The sequence below is a fragment of the Angustibacter speluncae genome (assembly GCF_054777815.1).
The window spans coordinates 1-17,057 of the sequence record NZ_BAAHAF010000089.1; the positions used below are offsets into that span (position 1 = coordinate 1).

Sequence of the window (17,057 nt, forward strand, 5' to 3'; positions counted from 1 at the left end):
CGCCTTGCCGCCCGCGGGCTTGCCCTGGCCGGCGCGGCCGGACCCGGCCGGCGTCCGACGGGCGCCGCCCTTGCCGCCGGCGCCGCGGTCGGCGGGAGGACGCGGGCTCACGCCGTGCCCTCCGCCAGCTCGTCCAGCACGTCGGCGTCCGGCAGGTAGGGGGCGAGGGCGGGCAGCTCGTCGAGGCTGCCCAGGCCCATGCGCTCGAGGAAGGTGGTGGTGGTGCCGTACAACGTGGCTCCGGTCGTCTCGTCCGTACCGACCTCGGTGACGAGGCCTCTCGTCGTCAGCGTACGCACCACGCCGTCGACGTTCACACCGCGCACCGCCGAGACGCGGGCGCGGCTCACCGGCTGGCGGTAGGCGATGACGGCGAGCGTCTCGAGCGCGGCCTGGGTGAGCCGCGCGGTCTGGCCGTCCAGGACGAACCGCTGCACCACCGGCGCGAGCGCGGGACGGCTGTAGAACCGCCACCCGCCGGCGACCTCGCGCAGCTCGAAACCGCGCAGCTGCTCGTCGTACTCGGCCGAGAGCTCGACCAGCAGCTCGCGCACCCGCTCGCGCGGCAGCACCAGCGCGGCCGCGAGCTGCACCTCGCCGACCGGCTCGTCGACGACCATCAGGACGCCCTCGAGCGCGGCGCGGGCACCGCCGGGCAGCACCTCGAGGTCGAGCCCCTCCTCGACGGGCGGGCCCGCCTCGGGCGCAGGCTCCTGGGGCGCAGGGGCATCGGGCTGGTGCTCGGTCACTGCGGGTCTCCGTCCTGCGGCGGGGCGTCGGGCTCCGCCGGGTCGTCCTGGTCGAACTCGTCGCTCACGGCGACGTCGCCCTCCTCGGCGCCGGTCCACCGCACGGTGAGCTCGCCGAGGGCGTCGGCCTGCTCGAACGTGACCGCCGCCTCGCGGAACAGCTCGAGCAGGGCGAGGAAGCGGGCGACGACGACGAGGGTGGAGTCGGCATCGGCCACGAGGTCGCGGAAGGTCGCCACACCGCTGCGCCGCATCCGCACGACGATCAGGTCGGCCTGCTCGGCGACGCTCACGCGGGCGCCGTGCAGGTGGTCGAGCCCGACCTGCGGCGGCGCGGAGGGCCGGGTCAGTGCCCGGGCCGCCAGCTGGGCCAGCTGCTCGGGCGTGAGCGCGAACACCAGCTCGGGCAGCAGGCCGGCGAGGTGCGGGTCGAGCGAGACCGCCCGCGGCGCGCGGCGTCCCGCGGTCGCGAGCCGCTCGCCCAGCACGCCGGCCACCTGCTTGTACGCGCGGTACTGCAGCAGCCGCGCGAACAGCAGGTCGCGCGCCTCGAGCAGCGCGAGGTCCTCGGCGTCCTCGACCTGGCCGGACGGCAGCAGCCGCGCGGCCTTGAGGTCGAGCAGCGTCGCCGCCACGACCAGGAACTCGCTGGCCTGCCCGAGGTCGAACGCGACGCCGTCGCGGCGGATGTGGGCGATGAACTCGTCGGTGACGGCGGCGAGCGCGACCTCGGTGATGTCGAGCTGGTGCTTGGCGATCAGGCTGAGCAGCAGGTCGAACGGGCCGGAGAAGTTCTCCAGGTGCACCTCGAACGCGGGGGTGCCCGGACGGACCGACGCGGCCTCCGACGCCCCGGGCGGGACCTCGGGTGCGGTGGCGGGAGGGGTGGTGCTCACGAGGGAGGACGCGGGGACCCGCGGGTCAGGCGACCTTGCCGCGGGCGACCAGCTCGCGGGCGAGCTGGCGGTACGCCTCGGCCCCGGCGTGGCCGGACGCGTAGCGGGTGATCGGCGTGGCGACGACGGACGCCTCCGGGAACTTCACGGTGCGGCCGATGACGGTGTGGAACACCTGGTCGCCGAAGGCCTCGACGAGCCGCTGCACCACCTCGCGGCTGTGCAGCGTGCGGGCGTCGTACATGGTGGCGAGGATGCCGTCGAGCTCGAGCCGCTCGTTCAGGCGGTCCTGGATCTTCTCGATGGTCTCCATCAGCAGCGCCACGCCGCGCATGGCGAAGAACTCGCACTCCAGCGGGATCAGCACGCCGTGCGCGGCGGTGAGGGCGTTGACGGTCAGCAGGCCCAGCGAGGGCTGGCAGTCGATGAGCACGACGTCGTACTCGTCCTCGACCGGCCGCAGCACCCGCCCGAGGATCTGCTCGCGGGCGACCTCGCCCACGAGCTGCACCTCGGCGGCGGACAGGTCGATGTTGGCCGGCAGCAGGTCGAGCCCCGGGACGTCGGTGGTGCGCACGACGTCGTGGATGTCGACGCCGCGCTCCATCAGCAGGTTGTAGACCGTCAGGTCGAGCTCGTGCGGGTTGCTGCCGAGGCCCACCGACAGGGCGCCCTGGGGGTCGAAGTCGACGAGCAGCACCCTGCGGCCGTACTCGGCCAGGGCCGCGCCGAGGCTGATGGTCGAGGTGGTCTTGCCGACCCCGCCCTTCTGGTTGCACATGGCGATCACGCGCGCGGGGCCGTGGCCCTTGAGCGCCTTGGGCGAGGGGAACCTCGGGAGCGGTCGACCGGTCGGACCGAGGCCGGCCTCGGCGGGCTCCGCCGGGGCGGAGCCGGACGTCGTGCTGCTCACGGGTGGGATCAGCCTCTGGGTGCTCGGGGGTGGTCGTCGGTCGTCAGGCGTCGGTCGCGGCGACCCTATCTCAGCGGGCCCGCGGGTGGGCCCCGGCGTAGACCTCGCGCAGCCGGTCGATCGTGACCAGCGTGTAGACCTGCGTGGTGGTCACCGAGGCGTGCCCGAGCAGCTCCTGCACCACCCGGACGTCTGCCCCGCCCTCGAGCAGGTGCGTCGCGAACGAGTGCCGCAGCGTGTGCGGCGACACGTGGCCCCCCACGCGCGCCCGGTCGGCCGCCGCGCGCAGCACGTTCCAGGCGCTCTGCCGCGACAGCCGTCCGCCCCGGGTGTTGAGGAAGACGGCGGGGCCGCCGGCCCCGGACGTCGCCAGCGCCGGTCGTGCCCGCACGACGTAGGCCTGCAGCGCGCGGACGGCGTACGACCCGAGCGGGACCACCCGCTCGTTGCCGCCCTTGCCCAGCAGCCGCACGGCCGCTCCCCCGGCGGCGGCGGCCGGCGCGCCCTCGTGCACCTGCGGCGGCAGGTCGTCGAGGTCGAGCCCGACGGCCTCGCTGATCCGCGCGCCGGTGGCGTAGAGCACCTCGAGCAGCGCCCGGTCGCGCAGGGCGGACGGCGTGTCGCCGACCGAGGCCGCCTCGAGCAGGCGGCGCACCTCGTCGACCGAGATCGCCTTGGGCAGCCGCCTGGGCGCGGCCGGTGGGCGGACGTCGTCCGAGGGGTCGGTGGGCGTGACACCCTCCCGCGCGAGGAACCGGTGCCAGCCCCGGACGGCGACCACCGTGCGCGCCGCGGACGTGGCGGTCAGGACCGGCCGGCCGTCGTCGCCGGTGCGCAGCGCGGCGAGGAAGTCCGCCACGTGCTGCGGCTGCACCGCGCCCGGCTCGTCCACGCCGCGCGCGGCGAGGAACGCGACGTACCGGTCGAGGTCGCGCCGGTACGCGGCCAGCGTGTTGCCGGCCAGCCCGCGCTCGACCTCGAGGTGCTCGAGGTACCCGCGCAGGTGCCGCCGGACCGTCTCGGACGGGACCGGCGGCGCCTGCGGCGCGGGCTCCTCGGTCCTCACCGTCAGGCCAGCACCTCCGCCGGGTCGACCGCGTCGATGCCGTGCGCCTCGCCGACGGGGACGTTGGTGAGACGTCCGGCGTGCGTGTTCAGGCCGAGCGCGAGCGAGCGGTCGTCGCGGCACGCGTCCTGCCAGCCGCGGTTCGCCACCCGGACCGCGTAGGGCAGCGTCGCGTTCGTCAGCGCGTAGGTCGAGGTGTTCGGCACGGCGCCGGGCATGTTGGCGACGCAGTAGAACACCGAGTCGTGCACCTCGTACGTGGGGTCGGCGTGCGTGGTGGCGTGCGAGTCCTCGAAGCAGCCGCCCTGGTCGATCGCGATGTCGACCAGCACCGAGCCCGGCTTCATCTGCGACACCAGCTCGTTGGTGACCAGCTTCGGCGCCGCGGCACCGGGGATGAGCACGGCGCCGATGACCATGTCGGCCTCGAGCACCTGCTGCTGGATGGCGAGCTTCGACGACGCCAGGCCGTGGACCCGGTTGTTGTACCGCCAGAACGACATCCGCAGCTTGTCGAGGTCGGTGTCGAGCAGGGTGACGTCGGCGCCCATGCCGAGCGCGATGTTCGCCGCGTTCTGGCCCGAGACGCCGGCGCCGATGATGACCACCTTGGCGTTGGCGACGCCGCCGACGCCGCCCATCAGCACGCCGCGCCCACCCTGGGCCTTCATCAGCGAGTGCGCGCCGACCTGGGGCGCGAGGCAGCCGGCGACCTCGGACATCGGGTACAGCAGGGGCAGGCCGCCGGAGGGCAGCTGCACGGTCTCGTACGCGATCGAGGTGACGCCGCGCGCCAGCAGCTCGTCGGTGAGCGGCCGGTCGGCCGCCAGGTGCAGGTAGGTGAAGAGGGTGAGCCCCTCCCGCATCCGGTGGTACTCCTCGGCGACGGGCTCCTTGACCTTCAGCACCATGTCGACCGAGCCCCACACGTCGTCGGCGGACGGCAGCAGCGTCGCGCCGGCGGCGGTGTACTCCTCGTCGGGGATCTGCGACCCCAGGCCGGCGCCCTGCTCGACGACCACCTCGTGGCCGTGCTGGACGAGCTCGTGCACACCCACCGGGGTGATCGCGACGCGGTACTCGTGGTTCTTGACCTCGCGGGGGATCCCGACCTTCACAGCGCAGCCTCGTCCTTCGGGGTCGTGCCGCGGCGCTGCCTGGTCGCTGCCTGGTCGCTCGCGCGCGGACGTCGGTGGTGCGCCGGACGTCGTCGGCCGGCGCAGGTCGGGACGCGAGCACCTCCGCGGCGTGCGCGCCGCGTCGGCACCGCCCCCGGCCCGGGGCGAGCATAGTGTCGGACCGCCACCACCTCGCGGACCCCGGCGGGTGGACGGCAGGGGGACGGCCCGACGACCCGCCCGGACGACCCGCCCGACGACGGAGGACCACCCCATGCCGGTACTGACCGCCCTCACCGCCCCGTACGCCCGCACACCGGGCAGGGCGGCGTGGCAGGTGCTCGGCGACGTGCTGCTCGTCGTCTGGGTGTGGCTCTCCTGGCAGGCCGGCCAGGCCGTCGGGTCGGCGGTGCGCACCCTCGCCGAGCCGGGGCGGCGCCTCGAGGAGGGCGCCGACGGCGTCGCTGGAGGGCTCGCCGACGCGGCCGAGACCGCCCGGCGGGTGCCGCTGGTCGGCGACGACCTGTCGACCCCGTTCACCTCGGCGGGCGACGCCGCCGAGGCGATCGCCGCCGCCGGCCGGCGGCAGGTCGAGGTGGTCGAGGACGTCGCGACCGTCCTCACCCTGGTCGTCGTCGCCGTCCCGGTGCTGCTCGCGCTGGCGCTGTGGCTGCCCGGCCGGGTCCGCTTCACCCGGCGCGCGGTGGCCGCCCGGCGCTTCGTCGACGCCGACGCCGACCTCGCGCTGTTCGCCCTGCGCGCCATGGCGAACCAGCCGATGCACAAGCTCGCCCGGGTCAGCCAGGACCCCGTGACGGCGTGGCGGAGCGGCGACGTCGAGGTCGTGCGCGCGCTGGCCGAGCTCGAGCTGCGCGACTGCGGCCTGACCCTGCCGCGGCGGGCGGTGACGGCCGCGTGACCCCGCCGGTGCGCACGGCCTGGGTCCTCGGCGGTGGCGGCGTCCTCGGCGCCAGCGAGGTCGGCATGGCCAAGGCCCTCGCCGCGGCGGGCATCCGTCCGGACGTGGTGCTCGGCACCAGCATCGGCGCGATCAACGGCGCCGCGCTCGCCCGCGACCCCGGGCCGGACGGTGTGCGCGAGCTGGAGGCGTGGTGGTCCGACGAGGCGACCTCGGCGTTCTCGAGCGCCCCGCTCGACCGGCTGCGGACGATGACGCGCACGGCCCTGCACACCGGCGCCGGACTGCGGGGCCTGCTCGAGCGCACGTTCGGCGACGCCTCTGTCGAGGACCTCGGCGTGCGCTTCGAGTGCTGCGCCGCCTCGATCGAGCGTGCTGCCGAGCACTGGTTCACCGACGGACCCCTCGTGCCGGCGGTGATGGCCTCGTGCGCCGTCCCCGGCCTGTTCCCGCCGGTGCGGGTCGGCGACGAGCACTACGTCGACGGCGGCCTGGTGAACTCGATCCCCGTCTCCCGTGCGGCCGACCTCGGCGCCACCACCGTCTACGTCCTGCAGGTGGGGCGGATCGAGCGGCCGCTGGCCGCGCCCACCCGTCCCTGGGAGGTCGCCACCGTCGCCTTCGAGATCGCGCGGCGGCACCGCTTCGCCCGCGACCTCGCCGACCTCGGCGACCGCGTCACGGTGCACGTGCTGCCGACCGGGGACGAGCGCACCCCGCTGACGAACCTGCGGTACCGGTCGACGGCCGGCACGGCCCGGCGGATCGAGCTCGCGCACCGCGCCACCAGCGAGTACCTCGAGTCGGCCGCCGACGCAGGACCCGCTGCGGGAGAGGGAATCTGAGCGTGCTGCCGCCCCGGTGGTTCCGGCGCCTGGTGATGGCGCCGGCGGTGGTCGTCGGCACGGTGCTGCTGCTCGGCGCGCTCCCGCTCGCGCTGCTCGTCGCGGGCATCGCGTCGCCGCTGATCCCGGGACGGTGGCGCCCGCTGCGCGTGCTGTGGATGGTGGTGCTCTACCTCTGCCTCGAGTCCGCCGCGCTCGTCGTCCTGTTCGTGCTGTGGGTCTGCTCGGGGTTCGGTGCACGCATCCGGACGCCGCGGTTCGAGCGCGCGCACTACGACCTGGCCGAGTGGCTGCTGAAGTTCCTGTTCGCCGAGTGCCAGCGGGTGCTCAAGGTGGAGGTGTCGGTCGAGGGGCCCGAGCCGTCGCACTTCTCGGGACGCCCGCTGCTGGTGTTCTCCCGGCACGCGGGCCCGGGTGACTCGTTCCTGATGGCCCACGCGCTGCTGTCCTGGTACGACCGCGAGCCGCGGATCGTGCTGAAGGACGCGCTGCAGTGGGACCCGCTGGTCGACACCCTGCTCTCCCGGCTGCCCAACCGGTTCATCCGCCCCGGCGGCGAGGGGCGCGGCACCGGGCCGACCGCGGTGCAGCAGATCACCGAGCTGGCGACCGGGCTGGACGACGACGACGCCTTCCTGATCTTCCCCGAGGGCGGCAACTACACCGACCGGCGGCGCGCCCGCGCGATCGCGAGGCTGCGCGAGAAGGGGATGCTGGACGAGGCCGAGAAGGCCGAGCGGATGCGGCACGTCCTGCCGCCGCGTCCCGGCGGCGTGGGCGCGGCGCTGGACGCGGCGCCCGGCGCCGACGTCGTGTGGGTGGCGCACAGCGGCCTCGACCACGTCGTCACCGTCGGCGACATGTGGCGCGCCCTGCCCCTCGACACCCGCATCACGATGCGGTGGTGGCAGGTGCCGGCCGACGAGGTGCCGCACGACGAGCAGGAGCGCTCCGACTGGCTGTACGCGTGGTGGCGGCGCATCGACGACTGGGTCGGCGAGCAGCGCGAGCGCCGCGGGGACCTCTGACGTGCCCGCCCGCGCCCCGCAACCGGTCGCCGGCACCTACGAGATCGACACGGGCACAGCGGTCCTCGTACGGCATCACGACGACCCCGGGTTGTGGACGCTCGAGGTGAACGGCGTGCCCTCGTCGTCGCTGCGGCCCGACGAGCCGCAGGTGCTGGAGTTCGAGTACCTGCAGCAGATGGCCGACGTGCTCGACGCGCTCCGGCCCGAGCCCGCGCCGCTGCGGGTCCTGCACCTCGGCGGCGCCGGGTGCGCGCTGCCGTGGGCGCTGGCGGTGCGGCGTCCCCGCTCGGAGCAGGTGGTGCTCGAGCTGGACGCCCGGCTCACCGTCCTGGTGCGCTCCTGGTTCGCGCTCCCCCGGTCCCCGGCGCTGCGGCTGCAGGCCGCCGAGGCCGGTGCCGGTCTGGCGGGCCGGCGCGACGCGAGCGCCAACGCCGTGGTCCGCGACGTCTTCGCCGGCGACACCACCCCCGACCACCTGCGCACGGCCGCGTTCCTGGAGCAGGTACGGCGTGTGCTCGTGCCGGGCGGCGTCTACCTGGCGAACGTCGCCGACGGCCCGCCGCTGCGCGACCTCCGTGCCGAGGTCGCCACCGCCCAGCAGGCGTTCGCGCACGTCGCCGTGCTCGCCGAGACCGCGGTGCTGCGCGGGCGGCGGCACGCGAACGCCGTGCTGGTCGCGTGCGACGACCCCCTCGACCCCGCCGCGCTGCACCGCGCCGCCCGGGGTCAGGGCGTCTCGTCCACCGCGCTCGTGGGCGAACGGCTCCGCCGGTTCGTCGCCGGGGCCGCACCGCTGGGGTGACCCGGTTCGAGGTGCGCACCGACGCCGACCCGAGGACGATGCGTCCCGAGCGGGCTGGCTCGGGGTGGGTCTGCCGCCGCGTCCGGCGATCCCGGGCGCGTCCGACGAGCGAAGGATGTGCCCGATGAGTACCTCTCCCTCCGCAGCGCGTGCCGCCGGCGCCGTGCGGTCCGCCGGTGACAGCCCGTGGCTCGAGCGCCTCGCCCGCATCGGCTACGTCGTCGACGGCGTGGTGCACCTGCTCATCGGCGCGATCGTCGTCCGGCTCGCCCTCGGCAGCGGCGGCGGCCAGGAGGCCTCGCAGTCCGGCGCCCTGTCCGACCTCGCGTCGACGCCGTTCGGCGGCTTCGCGCTCTGGGTGGCCGTCATCGGCTTCGCGGCGCTCGGCCTGTGGCAGGCCACGAACGCGATCTCGGGCGTCGGCACCGGCGGCTACCACCGCGAGGACGCCAGCCGCACCGGCGACCGCGTCAAGGCTGCGGCCAAGGCCGTCCTCTACCTCGCGCTCGCCTTCACCGCGTTCCGCTACACGCAGGGCGAGGCCACCTCGCAGGCCGGTCAGAGCCAGGACGTCACGGCACAGCTGGTCGCGAGCGGCCCGGGGCGCGTGCTGGTCGGTGTCGCCGGTCTCGTGGTGCTCGGCGTGGGCGCCTACCTGGTCTACAAGGGTGCGACGAAGAAGTTCCTCGAGGACCTGAACGGCACCGGCGGACGTCGCGAGATCTCCACCGCCGTGCGGTACCTCGGCATGGTCGGCTACATCGCCAAGGGCGCCGCCGTCGCGGTCCTCGGCGGCCTGTTCGTCTACGCCGCCGTCCGCGGCGACGCCTCCGAAGCCACCGGGCTCGACGGCGCCTTCCGGACCATCGCCGAGCAGCCGTTCGGCACCGTGCTGCTGCTGCTCACCGGCCTCGGGTTCGCCGCCTTCGGCGTCTACCTGTTCGCCCGAGCGCGGTTCCAGCGGATGTAGCACCCCTCTCGAGACCCTAGCCCCCTCCCCCGAATCGTCCGAGATCCGGTGCCGGAACGCAGGTTCCGACCCCGTCTCTCGGACGATTCGGCGTCCGGGGACCGGCCGCTCAGAGGTCGGCGAGCTCCGCGGTGAGGTCGTCGAGGCCCAGCGCGCCCATCGACAGCGCTGCCATGTGCCAGGCCTTGAGGTCGAACGCCTCGCCGCGGGCCTCGTGGGCCGTGCGGGCGGCGTCGCGGCCGGCGAGCCAGGCGCGCTCACCGAGCTTGTAGGCGATCGCCTGGCCCGGCCAGCCGAGGTACCGCACGATCTCGCTGTCCAGGAAGTCGGACGGCCGACCGGAGTTGGCGCCGAAGAACTCCCGTGCGTTGCGCGGGTTCCACGTGCCGCCCGGGTCGACCGGCGAGTCGTCCGGGATCGTCAGCCCGAGGTGCATGCCGATGTCGATGACGACACGGACGGCGCGCATCTGCTGGGCGTCGAGGTAGCCCATCCGCGCGGGGGTGTCGAGGTAGCCGAGCTCGTCCATGAGCCGCTCGGCGTACAGCGCCCAGCCCTCGGTCGCACCGGACGAGGAGCCGAGCGAGGTCTGGTAGAGCGAGAGCTGCGGCGCGACGTGCACCCACTGCGCGAGCTGCAGGTGGTGGCCCGGGACACCCTCGTGGTACCAGGTGCTCACCAGGTCCCAGACCGGGAACCGGGTGCGGCCGAGCGTCGGCAGCCAGGTGCGCCCGGGCCGGGAGAAGTCGACCGACGGACGCGAGTAGTACGGCGCCGCAGCCGATCCGGGCGGCGCGATCATCGCCTCGACGGTGCGGATGGGCTCGGCGATGTCGAAGTGCGTGCCGTGCAGGTCGGTGATGGCGGTGTCCATCATCTGCTGCAGCCACTCGCGCACCGCCTCGACGCCCTCGATCGCGTCGCCGTGCTCGTCGAGGTGGAGCATGGCCTCCTTCGGCGACGACCCGGGCAGCACCTCCTCGGCGGCGGCCCGCAGCTCGGCGTCGAGCCGCTGGTACTCCGCCCAGCCCCAGGCGTAGGCCTCCTCGGGGTCGAGCGCCGTCCCCGTCATCACGCGCGCGCCCAGCACGTAGCGGTCGCGGCCGACGGCGTCCGGGGTGCCCTGCGCCGCAGGTAGGTACGTGCCCGCGAGGTAGTCGCGCAGCTCGGTGACGCCGCGGGCCGCGGCGTCGGCGGCGGCGTCGAGCTCGGAGCGCCGGGCGTCCGGTCCTCCTGCGACCACGCCGTGGAACCAGCTGCGGTCGCCCGAGACCCACTCGTCGAGCTGGCCGACGAGGGTCTCGACCTGCCGCGGTGCCGCGAGCAGGCCGCGGCTGCGGCCGAGCTCGAGGCTCTCGACGTGCGAGGCGTACGCCTCCGGCACGCGCGCCATCCGCCGCTCGACGGCGCCCCAGTCCTCGTCCGTCGTCATCGGCATCATCGTGAACAGCTGCCGGACCGCCTGCGGCGGACCGAAGATGTTCCGGACGGTGCGCAGGTGCTCGCCGGCCTCGGACGCCGCGAGCCCGGCCTGCAGCCGCTCGCGGAACAGCCGGGCGCAGCGTCGCTCCGCGTCGTCGAGGCCGCCGGGCCCGGCCGCGGCCTCGATCGCGTCCAGGTCGGCGAGGGCCGCCCGGGCGAGGTCGTCGTGGGCGTCCTGGCCGGCCGGGGACAGGTCCGGCACCCGGTCGTCGTGCGGACGCAGCCCGAGCCCCGTCGCGACCATCGTGTCGATCTCGACCAGGTCGTGGACGTAGCGGTCGGCCAGGGCGCGCGGCGTCGAGGGCTCGCCGGAGCCGTGGGAGCCTTGGGAGCCGTCGGAGCCGTCGGTGGTGGATGTGTCGGGGTTCGTGGCGTCGTGGGTCACCTCGTCATCCTGCCCCACCGGCTTGTGTGTACGACTTGAACGTTTGCAACGTCGGACCGGTTGGATGCGTCCAGCACGTAACGGAATCGTTACCGAGCGCGAGGGTGAATCGCTTGTCCGGCCCAGCGGGCGTGCGGTGTGATCCAGTGGCGCGGCGCCGGTGAGCCGCGTTCTCAACGGAGAGGACAACCATGCGCTTCACACGACAGTCCCGTCGCCTGACCCTCGTGGCCGGTGCCACGGGCATGGCCATCGCGCTCGCCTCCTGCGGCGCCAGCAGCGACGGCGGCGGCGGGGACGACGGCGACGGCGGCAACGCCGGCGGCGACTGCGCCGCCTTCGAGGACTACGGCACGTTCGACGGCGCCGAGGTCTCGATCTACTCCCCCATCCGCGACGCCGAGGCCGACCTGCTCGAGGAGTCGTGGGCGGAGTTCTCCGACTGCACGGGCATCGACATCGCGTACGAGGGCTCGGGCGAGTTCGAGGCCCAGCTCAACGTCCGCGTCGAGGGCGGCAACGCGCCCGACATCGCCTTCTTCCCCCAGCCCGGCCTGCTGCAGCGCTTCGCGTCCAGCGGCGACCTGGTGGCGGCTCCCGACCAGACCGAGTCGAACGTCGACGAGGGCTGGACCGAGGACTGGAAGGCCTACGGCACCGTCGACTCCGAGTTCTACGGCGCGCCGCTCGGTTCCAACGTCAAGTCGTTCGTCTGGTACTCCCCGAGCATGTTCGCCGACGCCGGCTACGAGGTCCCCGAGACCCTCGACGACCTCAAGTCGCTCAGCGACGAGATCGCGTCGGCCGGCGACGTCAAGCCGTGGTGCGCGGGCATCGAGTCCGGTGACGCCACCGGCTGGCCGGCCACCGACTGGATGGAGGACTTCATGCTCCGCACCGCGGGGCCGGAGGTCTACGACGAGTGGGTCGCGCACGAGATCCCGTTCAACGACCCGCAGGTCGTCGACGCCGCCGACGCGGTGGGCGAGTACCTGAAGAACCCCGACTACGTGAACGGTGGCCTGGGCGACGTCCAGTCGATCACCACCACCGCGTTCCAGGACGGCGGCCTGCCGATCCTCGACGGCCAGTGCTACATGCACCGCCAGGCGTCCTTCTACGGCGCGCAGCTCGGTGAGGACGTCACCGTGGGCGAGGACGGCGACATCTTCGCCTTCTACCTGCCGTCGGCCGACGACACCCGTCCGACCCTGGTGGCCGGCGAGTTCGTGGGTGCGTTCGCGGACCGCGAGGAGGTCCAGGCGGTGCAGAACTACCTGAGCAGCCTCGAGTTCGCCCAGTCCCGCGCCGCTCTCGGCAACTGGCTGAGCGCGAACAAGAACATGGAGGCGTCGGACTTCTCGTCGAACCCGATCAACGAGCTGTCCTACGAGGTCCTGCAGGACCCCGAGGCCGTCGTGCGCTTCGACGGCTCCGACCTGATGCCGGCCGCCGTCGGTGCGGGCTCGCTGTGGCAGGCGATGACCGACTGGATCAACGGCGCCGACACCAAGACGGTGCTCGACCAGGTCGAGGCCTCCTGGCCGACCTCCTGATCGTCGTCCCCGACTGATCTCGGTGGTCGGGTCGTCCCCACTGCGGTGGGGACGACCCGGCCACCGTTCGGTGCACCTGGAGGTGTGATGGAGGATTTCCTCGCCGATCTCGGACCCAAGTTCGGGACGATGACGTTCTTCCTGGCGGCCTTCCTCGCCGTCATCGCGGCGGTGCTGCTGCTGGCCGAGCGCAGCCCGAAGTCCGTCCGCGAGAAGGTGCAGATCGGGGTCTTCGCCGGCCCCGCCCTGCTCCTGCTCGGCCTGTTCCTGGTCTACCCGGCGGTCCGCACGGCTTGGCTGTCGCTGCTCGACAAGCAGGGTGAGAGCTTCATCGGGCTCACCAACTACATCTGGGTCTTCCAGGACCCCAACTCGTTCATCACGATCCGCAACACCCTGATCTGGGTCGTGCTGACGCCGCTGCTGTCCACCGGGATCGGGCTCATCTACGCGATCCTCATCGACCGGTCGCGGTTCGAGTCGGTGGCGAAGTCGCTGCTGTTCATGCCGGTCTCGATCAGCTTCGTCGGCGCCGGCATCATCTGGAAGTTCGTCTACGCCCAGCGTCCCGAGACCGCCGAGCAGATCGGTCTGGCGAACCAGGTGCTGATCTGGCTGGGCAGCGAACCGCGCAACTTCCTGAACAACGCGCCGGTCAACACGCTGTTCCTCATCGTCGTGATGATCTGGATCCAGGCGGGTTTCGCGATGGTGCTGCTGTCGGCGGCGATCAAGGCGATCCCCGCCGACATCGTCGAGGCGGCCCGCCTGGACGGCGTCAACGCCTGGCAGATGTTCCGCAGCGTCACGATCCCGTCCATCCGACCCACGCTGGTCGTCGTCCTCACGACGATCACGATCGGCGTGCTGAAGGTGTTCGACATCGTGCGCACCATGACCGGCGGGCAGTTCCAGACCTCGGTCGTGGCCAACGAGATGTACGACCAGTCGTTCCGGTTCGGTGAACCCGGCCGCGGCGGCGCCCTGGCCGTGCTCATCTTCGTGCTCGTCGTCCCGGTCGTGGTCTACAACATCCGCCAGCTCAACCAGGCGAGGAGCGTGCGATGACCACGAACACCGTCGTCACGCCGGTCCCGACCGGCACCCTCCCCGGCGAGGGGCAGGGCAAGCGGCGCTCGCTCGCCTCGCAGGCGAAGAAGTCGCTCACCTCCCGGGTCGGCTCGGTCGTCGCGGTCCTGATCGCCGTGCTGTGGTCGCTGCCGACCTTCGGCCTGTTCGTCTCCAGCTTCCGGCCGGAGCAGCAGATCAAGACGACCGGGTGGTGGACCTTCTTCCGCGACCCGCAGGTCACCCTGGAGAACTACCAGGAGGTGCTGTTCGGCAGCGCCTCGAACGGCCAGCTCGCCGGGTTCTTCGTCAACTCGCTGATGATCGTGATCCCCAGCGTGGTGATGCCGGTGACCCTGGCCGCCCTCGCCGCCTACGCGTTCGCGTGGATGCGGTTCCCCGGCCGCGACTGGCTGTTCGTCGTGGTCTTCGCGCTGCAGATCGTGCCGCTGCAGATGGCGCTCATCCCGCTGCTGCGCATCTTCAGCGGCGACGCCTTCGAGCCGATCACGGAGTACATCCCGTACCTCCCGCTGTGGCTCGCGCACACCGCGTTCGCGCTCCCGCTCGCGGTGTTCCTGCTGCACAACTTCATCAGCGAGGTGCCGGGCGAGCTGATCGAGGCGGCCCGCGTCGACGGCGCGGGGCACGTGACGATCTTCCGGCGCATCATGCTGCCGCTGCTCGTCCCGGCGATCGCCTCGCTGGTGATCTTCCAGTTCATCTGGGTGTGGAACGACCTGCTGGTCGGCCTCACCTTCGCGGGCGGCACCGACGAGGTGGCACCGATCACGGTGCGCCTCGCCGAGCTCGCCGGCACCCGCGGCAACGAGTGGCAGCGGCTGACCGCCGGTGCGTTCGTGTCGCTGGTCGTCCCGCTCATCGTGTTCCTGTCCCTGCAGCGCTACTTCGTCCGCGGCCTGCTCGCGGGCAGCGTCAAGGGCTGATCGCTCGCGGTTCGCCGGCCCCGTTCAGTAGGTGATCGCCTACTGAACGGGGCCTGCGCGCCTCGTGAAGTGCTCGCTCGCCTCGCCAGGATCCGCCCTGTCGGGGCCGCCCTCTAGCGTGGGGGCCGTGACCACCTCCCCCGCGACCACCGACCTGCGCGCCCGGGCCGACGAGGTCCTGCGCTCCCTGACCGCCCGCGACGACGCCGCGTTCCGCGACGGCCAGTGGGAGGCCGTCGAGGCGCTGGTCGCGCGCGGTGAGCGGGCGCTGGTGGTGCAGCGCACCGGCTGGGGCAAGTCGGCCGTCTACTTCGTCGCCACCGCCCTGCTGCGCGCCGCCGGCTCCGGCCCCACCCTGCTGGTGTCCCCGCTGCTGGCGCTGATGCGCGACCAGGTAGCAGCGGCGGCGCGTGCCGGGGTCCGCGCCGAGCAGATCAGCTCGACCAACCCCACCGAGTGGGGCGAGGTCGCGGCCCGCGTGCGCGACGGCGAGGTCGACCTGCTGCTCGTCTCCCCCGAGCGCCTCACCAACCCGCGCTTCCGCGACGAGGTGCTGCCCGGCCTGGTCGACGGCTGCGGCCTGCTCGTCGTCGACGAGGCGCACTGCATCTCCGACTGGGGCCACGACTTCCGGCCCGACTACCGCCGCATCCGCGACCTGCTGGCCGAGCTGCCCTCGGGCACACCGGTGCTCGCCACGACGGCCACGGCCAACAGCCGCGTCGTCGACGACGTGCAGACCCAGCTCACCGCCGGCCCCGACGGCGCGAGCGTGCCGGTCACCACCGTGCGCGGGCCGCTGGCGCGCACCTCGCTGCGGCTCGGCGTGCTGCACCTCGACGACCCCGCCGCCCGGGTCGCCTGGCTCGACGCCCACCTCGACGCGCTGCCCGGCAGCGGCATCGTCTACGCGCTGACCGTCTCGGCCGCGGAGCAGACCGCGGCCGCGCTGCGCCGCTCCGGGCACCGGGTCGCGGCCTACACCGGCCGGGTTGACGACGCCGAGCGCCGCGACGCGGAGGACTCGCTGCGCCGCAACGAGATCAAGGCCCTGGTCGCCACGTCGGCCCTCGGCATGGGGTTCGACAAGCCCGACCTCGGGTTCGTCGTGCACCTCGGCTCGCCCTCGTCGCCGGTCAGCTACTACCAGCAGGTCGGACGTGCGGGTCGCGCGCTCGAGCGGGCCGACGTGCTGCTGCTGCCCGGCGCGGAGGACCGCCCGATCTGGGACTGGTTCGCCACGTCGTCGATGCCGCGGCAGGACGACGCCGACGCCGTGCTCGCCGTCCTGGCCGAGGCGGCCCGCCCGCTGTCGGTCGCCGTGCTCGAGACCGCGGCCAACGTCCGCCGGTCGCGGCTCGAGCTGCTGCTCAAGGTGCTGGCCGTCGACGGCGCCGTGCGCCGCGAGGGCAGCGGGTGGTCCTCCACCGGGCAGCCCTGGACCTACGACGCCGAGCGCTACGAGCGGGTCGCCGCAGCTCGCGCCCACGAGGCGGAGTCGATGCTGCGGTACCAGCGGCTCGAGCCCGGCGCGTGCCGCATGGCGTTCCTGCAGGAGTCGCTCGACGACCCCACGGCGGCCCCGTGCGGGCGCTGCGACCTGTGCGCCGGCACCTGGTTCCCCACCGACGTCCCCGAGCAGGCGCGCTCGGCCGCCGACGACGTGCTGCACGCGCCGGGCGTCGAGGTCGACCCGCGCAAGCTCTGGCCCACAGGGCTCGACCGGCTCGGTCTCGACCTGCGCGGGCGCATCCCGCCGGAGGAGCAGGTCGAGCCGGGTCGCGCCGTCGCCCGGCTGACCGACCTCGGGTACGGACCCACGCTGCGCACGGTGCTCGACCCGCAGACGCCCGACAACCCGCTCGGCGACGTGCTGCTGCAGGCCTGCGTCCGGGTGCTCTCGGACTGGGACTGGGCCCAGCGGCCGGCCGGCGTCGTGCACGTCCCGTCGCGCGCCCGCCCGACCCTGGTCGCCTCGATCGCCTCGCGCATCGCCGAGGTCGGCCACCTGCCGCTGCTCGGCTCGCTCGACCTGGTCGGTCCCGGCCCGCAGGGCGCCTCGGGCGGCAACAGCGCCTACCGGCTCGCCGCGATCTGGGACCGCCTCGGCGTCGGTCCCGAGCTGGCGGCGCGGCTCGCCGGGCTCGACGGCGCCCCGGTGCTGCTCGTCGACGACCTGGCCGACTCCCGCTGGACGCTGGCGGTCGCCGGCCGAGCGCTGCGGCTCGCCGGGTCCGGCCCGGTGCTGCCGCTGGTGCTGGCCACCGCCGGGTAGCGGTCGCCGGACGGGTTCGCCGAGCGTTCACCGAG

The 17,057-nt window shown here is 73.7% G+C and carries 15 protein-coding genes; 9 read left to right on the forward strand and 6 right to left on the reverse strand.

Features of this window, described 5'->3' with window-relative positions:
• Positions 1 to 107 precede the first annotated feature (107 nt).
• The 5 genes from scpB to ald form a co-directional block, all read right to left on the reverse strand.
• Entirely contained in the window at positions 108 to 749 is a 642-nt protein-coding gene (gene scpB, locus ACYVKY_RS11345; protein WP_460435093.1) for an SMC-Scp complex subunit ScpB, read from the reverse strand.
• The gene (locus ACYVKY_RS11350; protein WP_460435094.1) at positions 746 to 1,645 is read right to left on the reverse strand and encodes a segregation and condensation protein A; all 900 of its coding nucleotides are present in this window, start codon (positions 1,643 to 1,645) and stop codon (positions 746 to 748) included. The genes scpB and ACYVKY_RS11350 overlap by 4 nt, the downstream gene beginning before the upstream one ends.
• Before the next feature lie 25 nt (positions 1,646 to 1,670).
• On the reverse strand, positions 1,671 to 2,558 hold the full coding sequence (locus ACYVKY_RS11355; protein ID WP_460435095.1) for a ParA family protein: 888 nt from the start codon (positions 2,556 to 2,558) through the stop codon (positions 1,671 to 1,673).
• Between the two features lie 70 nt (positions 2,559 to 2,628).
• The gene (locus ACYVKY_RS11360; RefSeq protein ID WP_460435096.1) at positions 2,629 to 3,624 is read right to left on the reverse strand and encodes a site-specific tyrosine recombinase XerD; all 996 of its coding nucleotides are present in this window, start codon (positions 3,622 to 3,624) and stop codon (positions 2,629 to 2,631) included.
• A gap of 2 nt (positions 3,625 to 3,626) precedes the next feature.
• Complete coding sequence (gene ald, locus ACYVKY_RS11365) at positions 3,627 to 4,742, reverse strand: alanine dehydrogenase (protein ID WP_460435097.1); 1,116 nt, start codon at positions 4,740 to 4,742, stop codon at positions 3,627 to 3,629.
• Between the two features lie 274 nt (positions 4,743 to 5,016).
• Between ald and ACYVKY_RS11370 the strand changes: the two genes are divergently transcribed.
• From ACYVKY_RS11370 to ACYVKY_RS11390, 5 genes are all read left to right on the forward strand, one after another.
• The gene (locus ACYVKY_RS11370) at positions 5,017 to 5,661 is read left to right on the forward strand and encodes a hypothetical protein (protein WP_460435098.1); all 645 of its coding nucleotides are present in this window, start codon (positions 5,017 to 5,019) and stop codon (positions 5,659 to 5,661) included.
• Positions 5,658 to 6,506 carry a patatin-like phospholipase family protein gene (locus ACYVKY_RS11375; protein ID WP_460435099.1) on the forward strand — a complete coding sequence of 283 codons (849 nt, stop codon included), beginning with the start codon at positions 5,658 to 5,660 and terminating at the stop codon, positions 6,504 to 6,506. The genes ACYVKY_RS11370 and ACYVKY_RS11375 overlap by 4 nt, the downstream gene beginning before the upstream one ends.
• 35 nt (positions 6,507 to 6,541) lie before the next feature.
• Positions 6,542 to 7,534, forward strand: coding sequence for a 1-acyl-sn-glycerol-3-phosphate acyltransferase (locus ACYVKY_RS11380; protein ID WP_460435123.1), 993 nt, complete (start codon positions 6,542 to 6,544; stop codon positions 7,532 to 7,534).
• Position 7,535: 1 nt separating this feature from the next.
• Positions 7,536 to 8,339, forward strand: a complete 804-nt coding sequence (locus ACYVKY_RS11385; protein ID WP_460435100.1) for a spermidine synthase — start codon at positions 7,536 to 7,538, stop codon at positions 8,337 to 8,339.
• Between the two features lie 124 nt (positions 8,340 to 8,463).
• Complete coding sequence (locus tag ACYVKY_RS11390) at positions 8,464 to 9,309, forward strand: DUF1206 domain-containing protein (protein WP_460435101.1); 846 nt, start codon at positions 8,464 to 8,466, stop codon at positions 9,307 to 9,309.
• Between the two features lie 109 nt (positions 9,310 to 9,418).
• Here ACYVKY_RS11390 and ACYVKY_RS11395 read toward each other — a convergent pair whose 3' ends face one another.
• A complete protein-coding gene (locus tag ACYVKY_RS11395) occupies positions 9,419 to 11,035 on the reverse strand; it encodes a DUF885 domain-containing protein (protein WP_460435124.1) in 1,617 nt (538 codons plus the stop codon).
• Positions 11,036 to 11,367: 332 nt separating this feature from the next.
• Between ACYVKY_RS11395 and ACYVKY_RS11400 the strand changes: the two genes are divergently transcribed.
• The 4 genes from ACYVKY_RS11400 to ACYVKY_RS11415 all read left to right on the forward strand — a co-directional run bounded on the left by ACYVKY_RS11400 (position 11,368) and on the right by ACYVKY_RS11415 (position 17,022).
• Entirely contained in the window at positions 11,368 to 12,732 is a 1,365-nt protein-coding gene (locus ACYVKY_RS11400) for an ABC transporter substrate-binding protein (protein ID WP_460435102.1), read from the forward strand.
• Positions 12,733 to 12,819: 87 nt separating this feature from the next.
• Positions 12,820 to 13,800, forward strand: a complete 981-nt coding sequence (locus ACYVKY_RS11405; RefSeq protein ID WP_460435103.1) for a carbohydrate ABC transporter permease — start codon at positions 12,820 to 12,822, stop codon at positions 13,798 to 13,800.
• Positions 13,797 to 14,747, forward strand: coding sequence for a carbohydrate ABC transporter permease (locus tag ACYVKY_RS11410; protein WP_460435104.1), 951 nt, complete (start codon positions 13,797 to 13,799; stop codon positions 14,745 to 14,747). The genes ACYVKY_RS11405 and ACYVKY_RS11410 overlap by 4 nt, the downstream gene beginning before the upstream one ends.
• Positions 14,748 to 14,874: 127 nt before the next feature.
• Positions 14,875 to 17,022, forward strand: a complete 2,148-nt coding sequence (locus ACYVKY_RS11415; protein WP_460435105.1) for a RecQ family ATP-dependent DNA helicase — start codon at positions 14,875 to 14,877, stop codon at positions 17,020 to 17,022.
• The last annotated feature ends 35 nt before the right edge of the window (positions 17,023 to 17,057 follow it).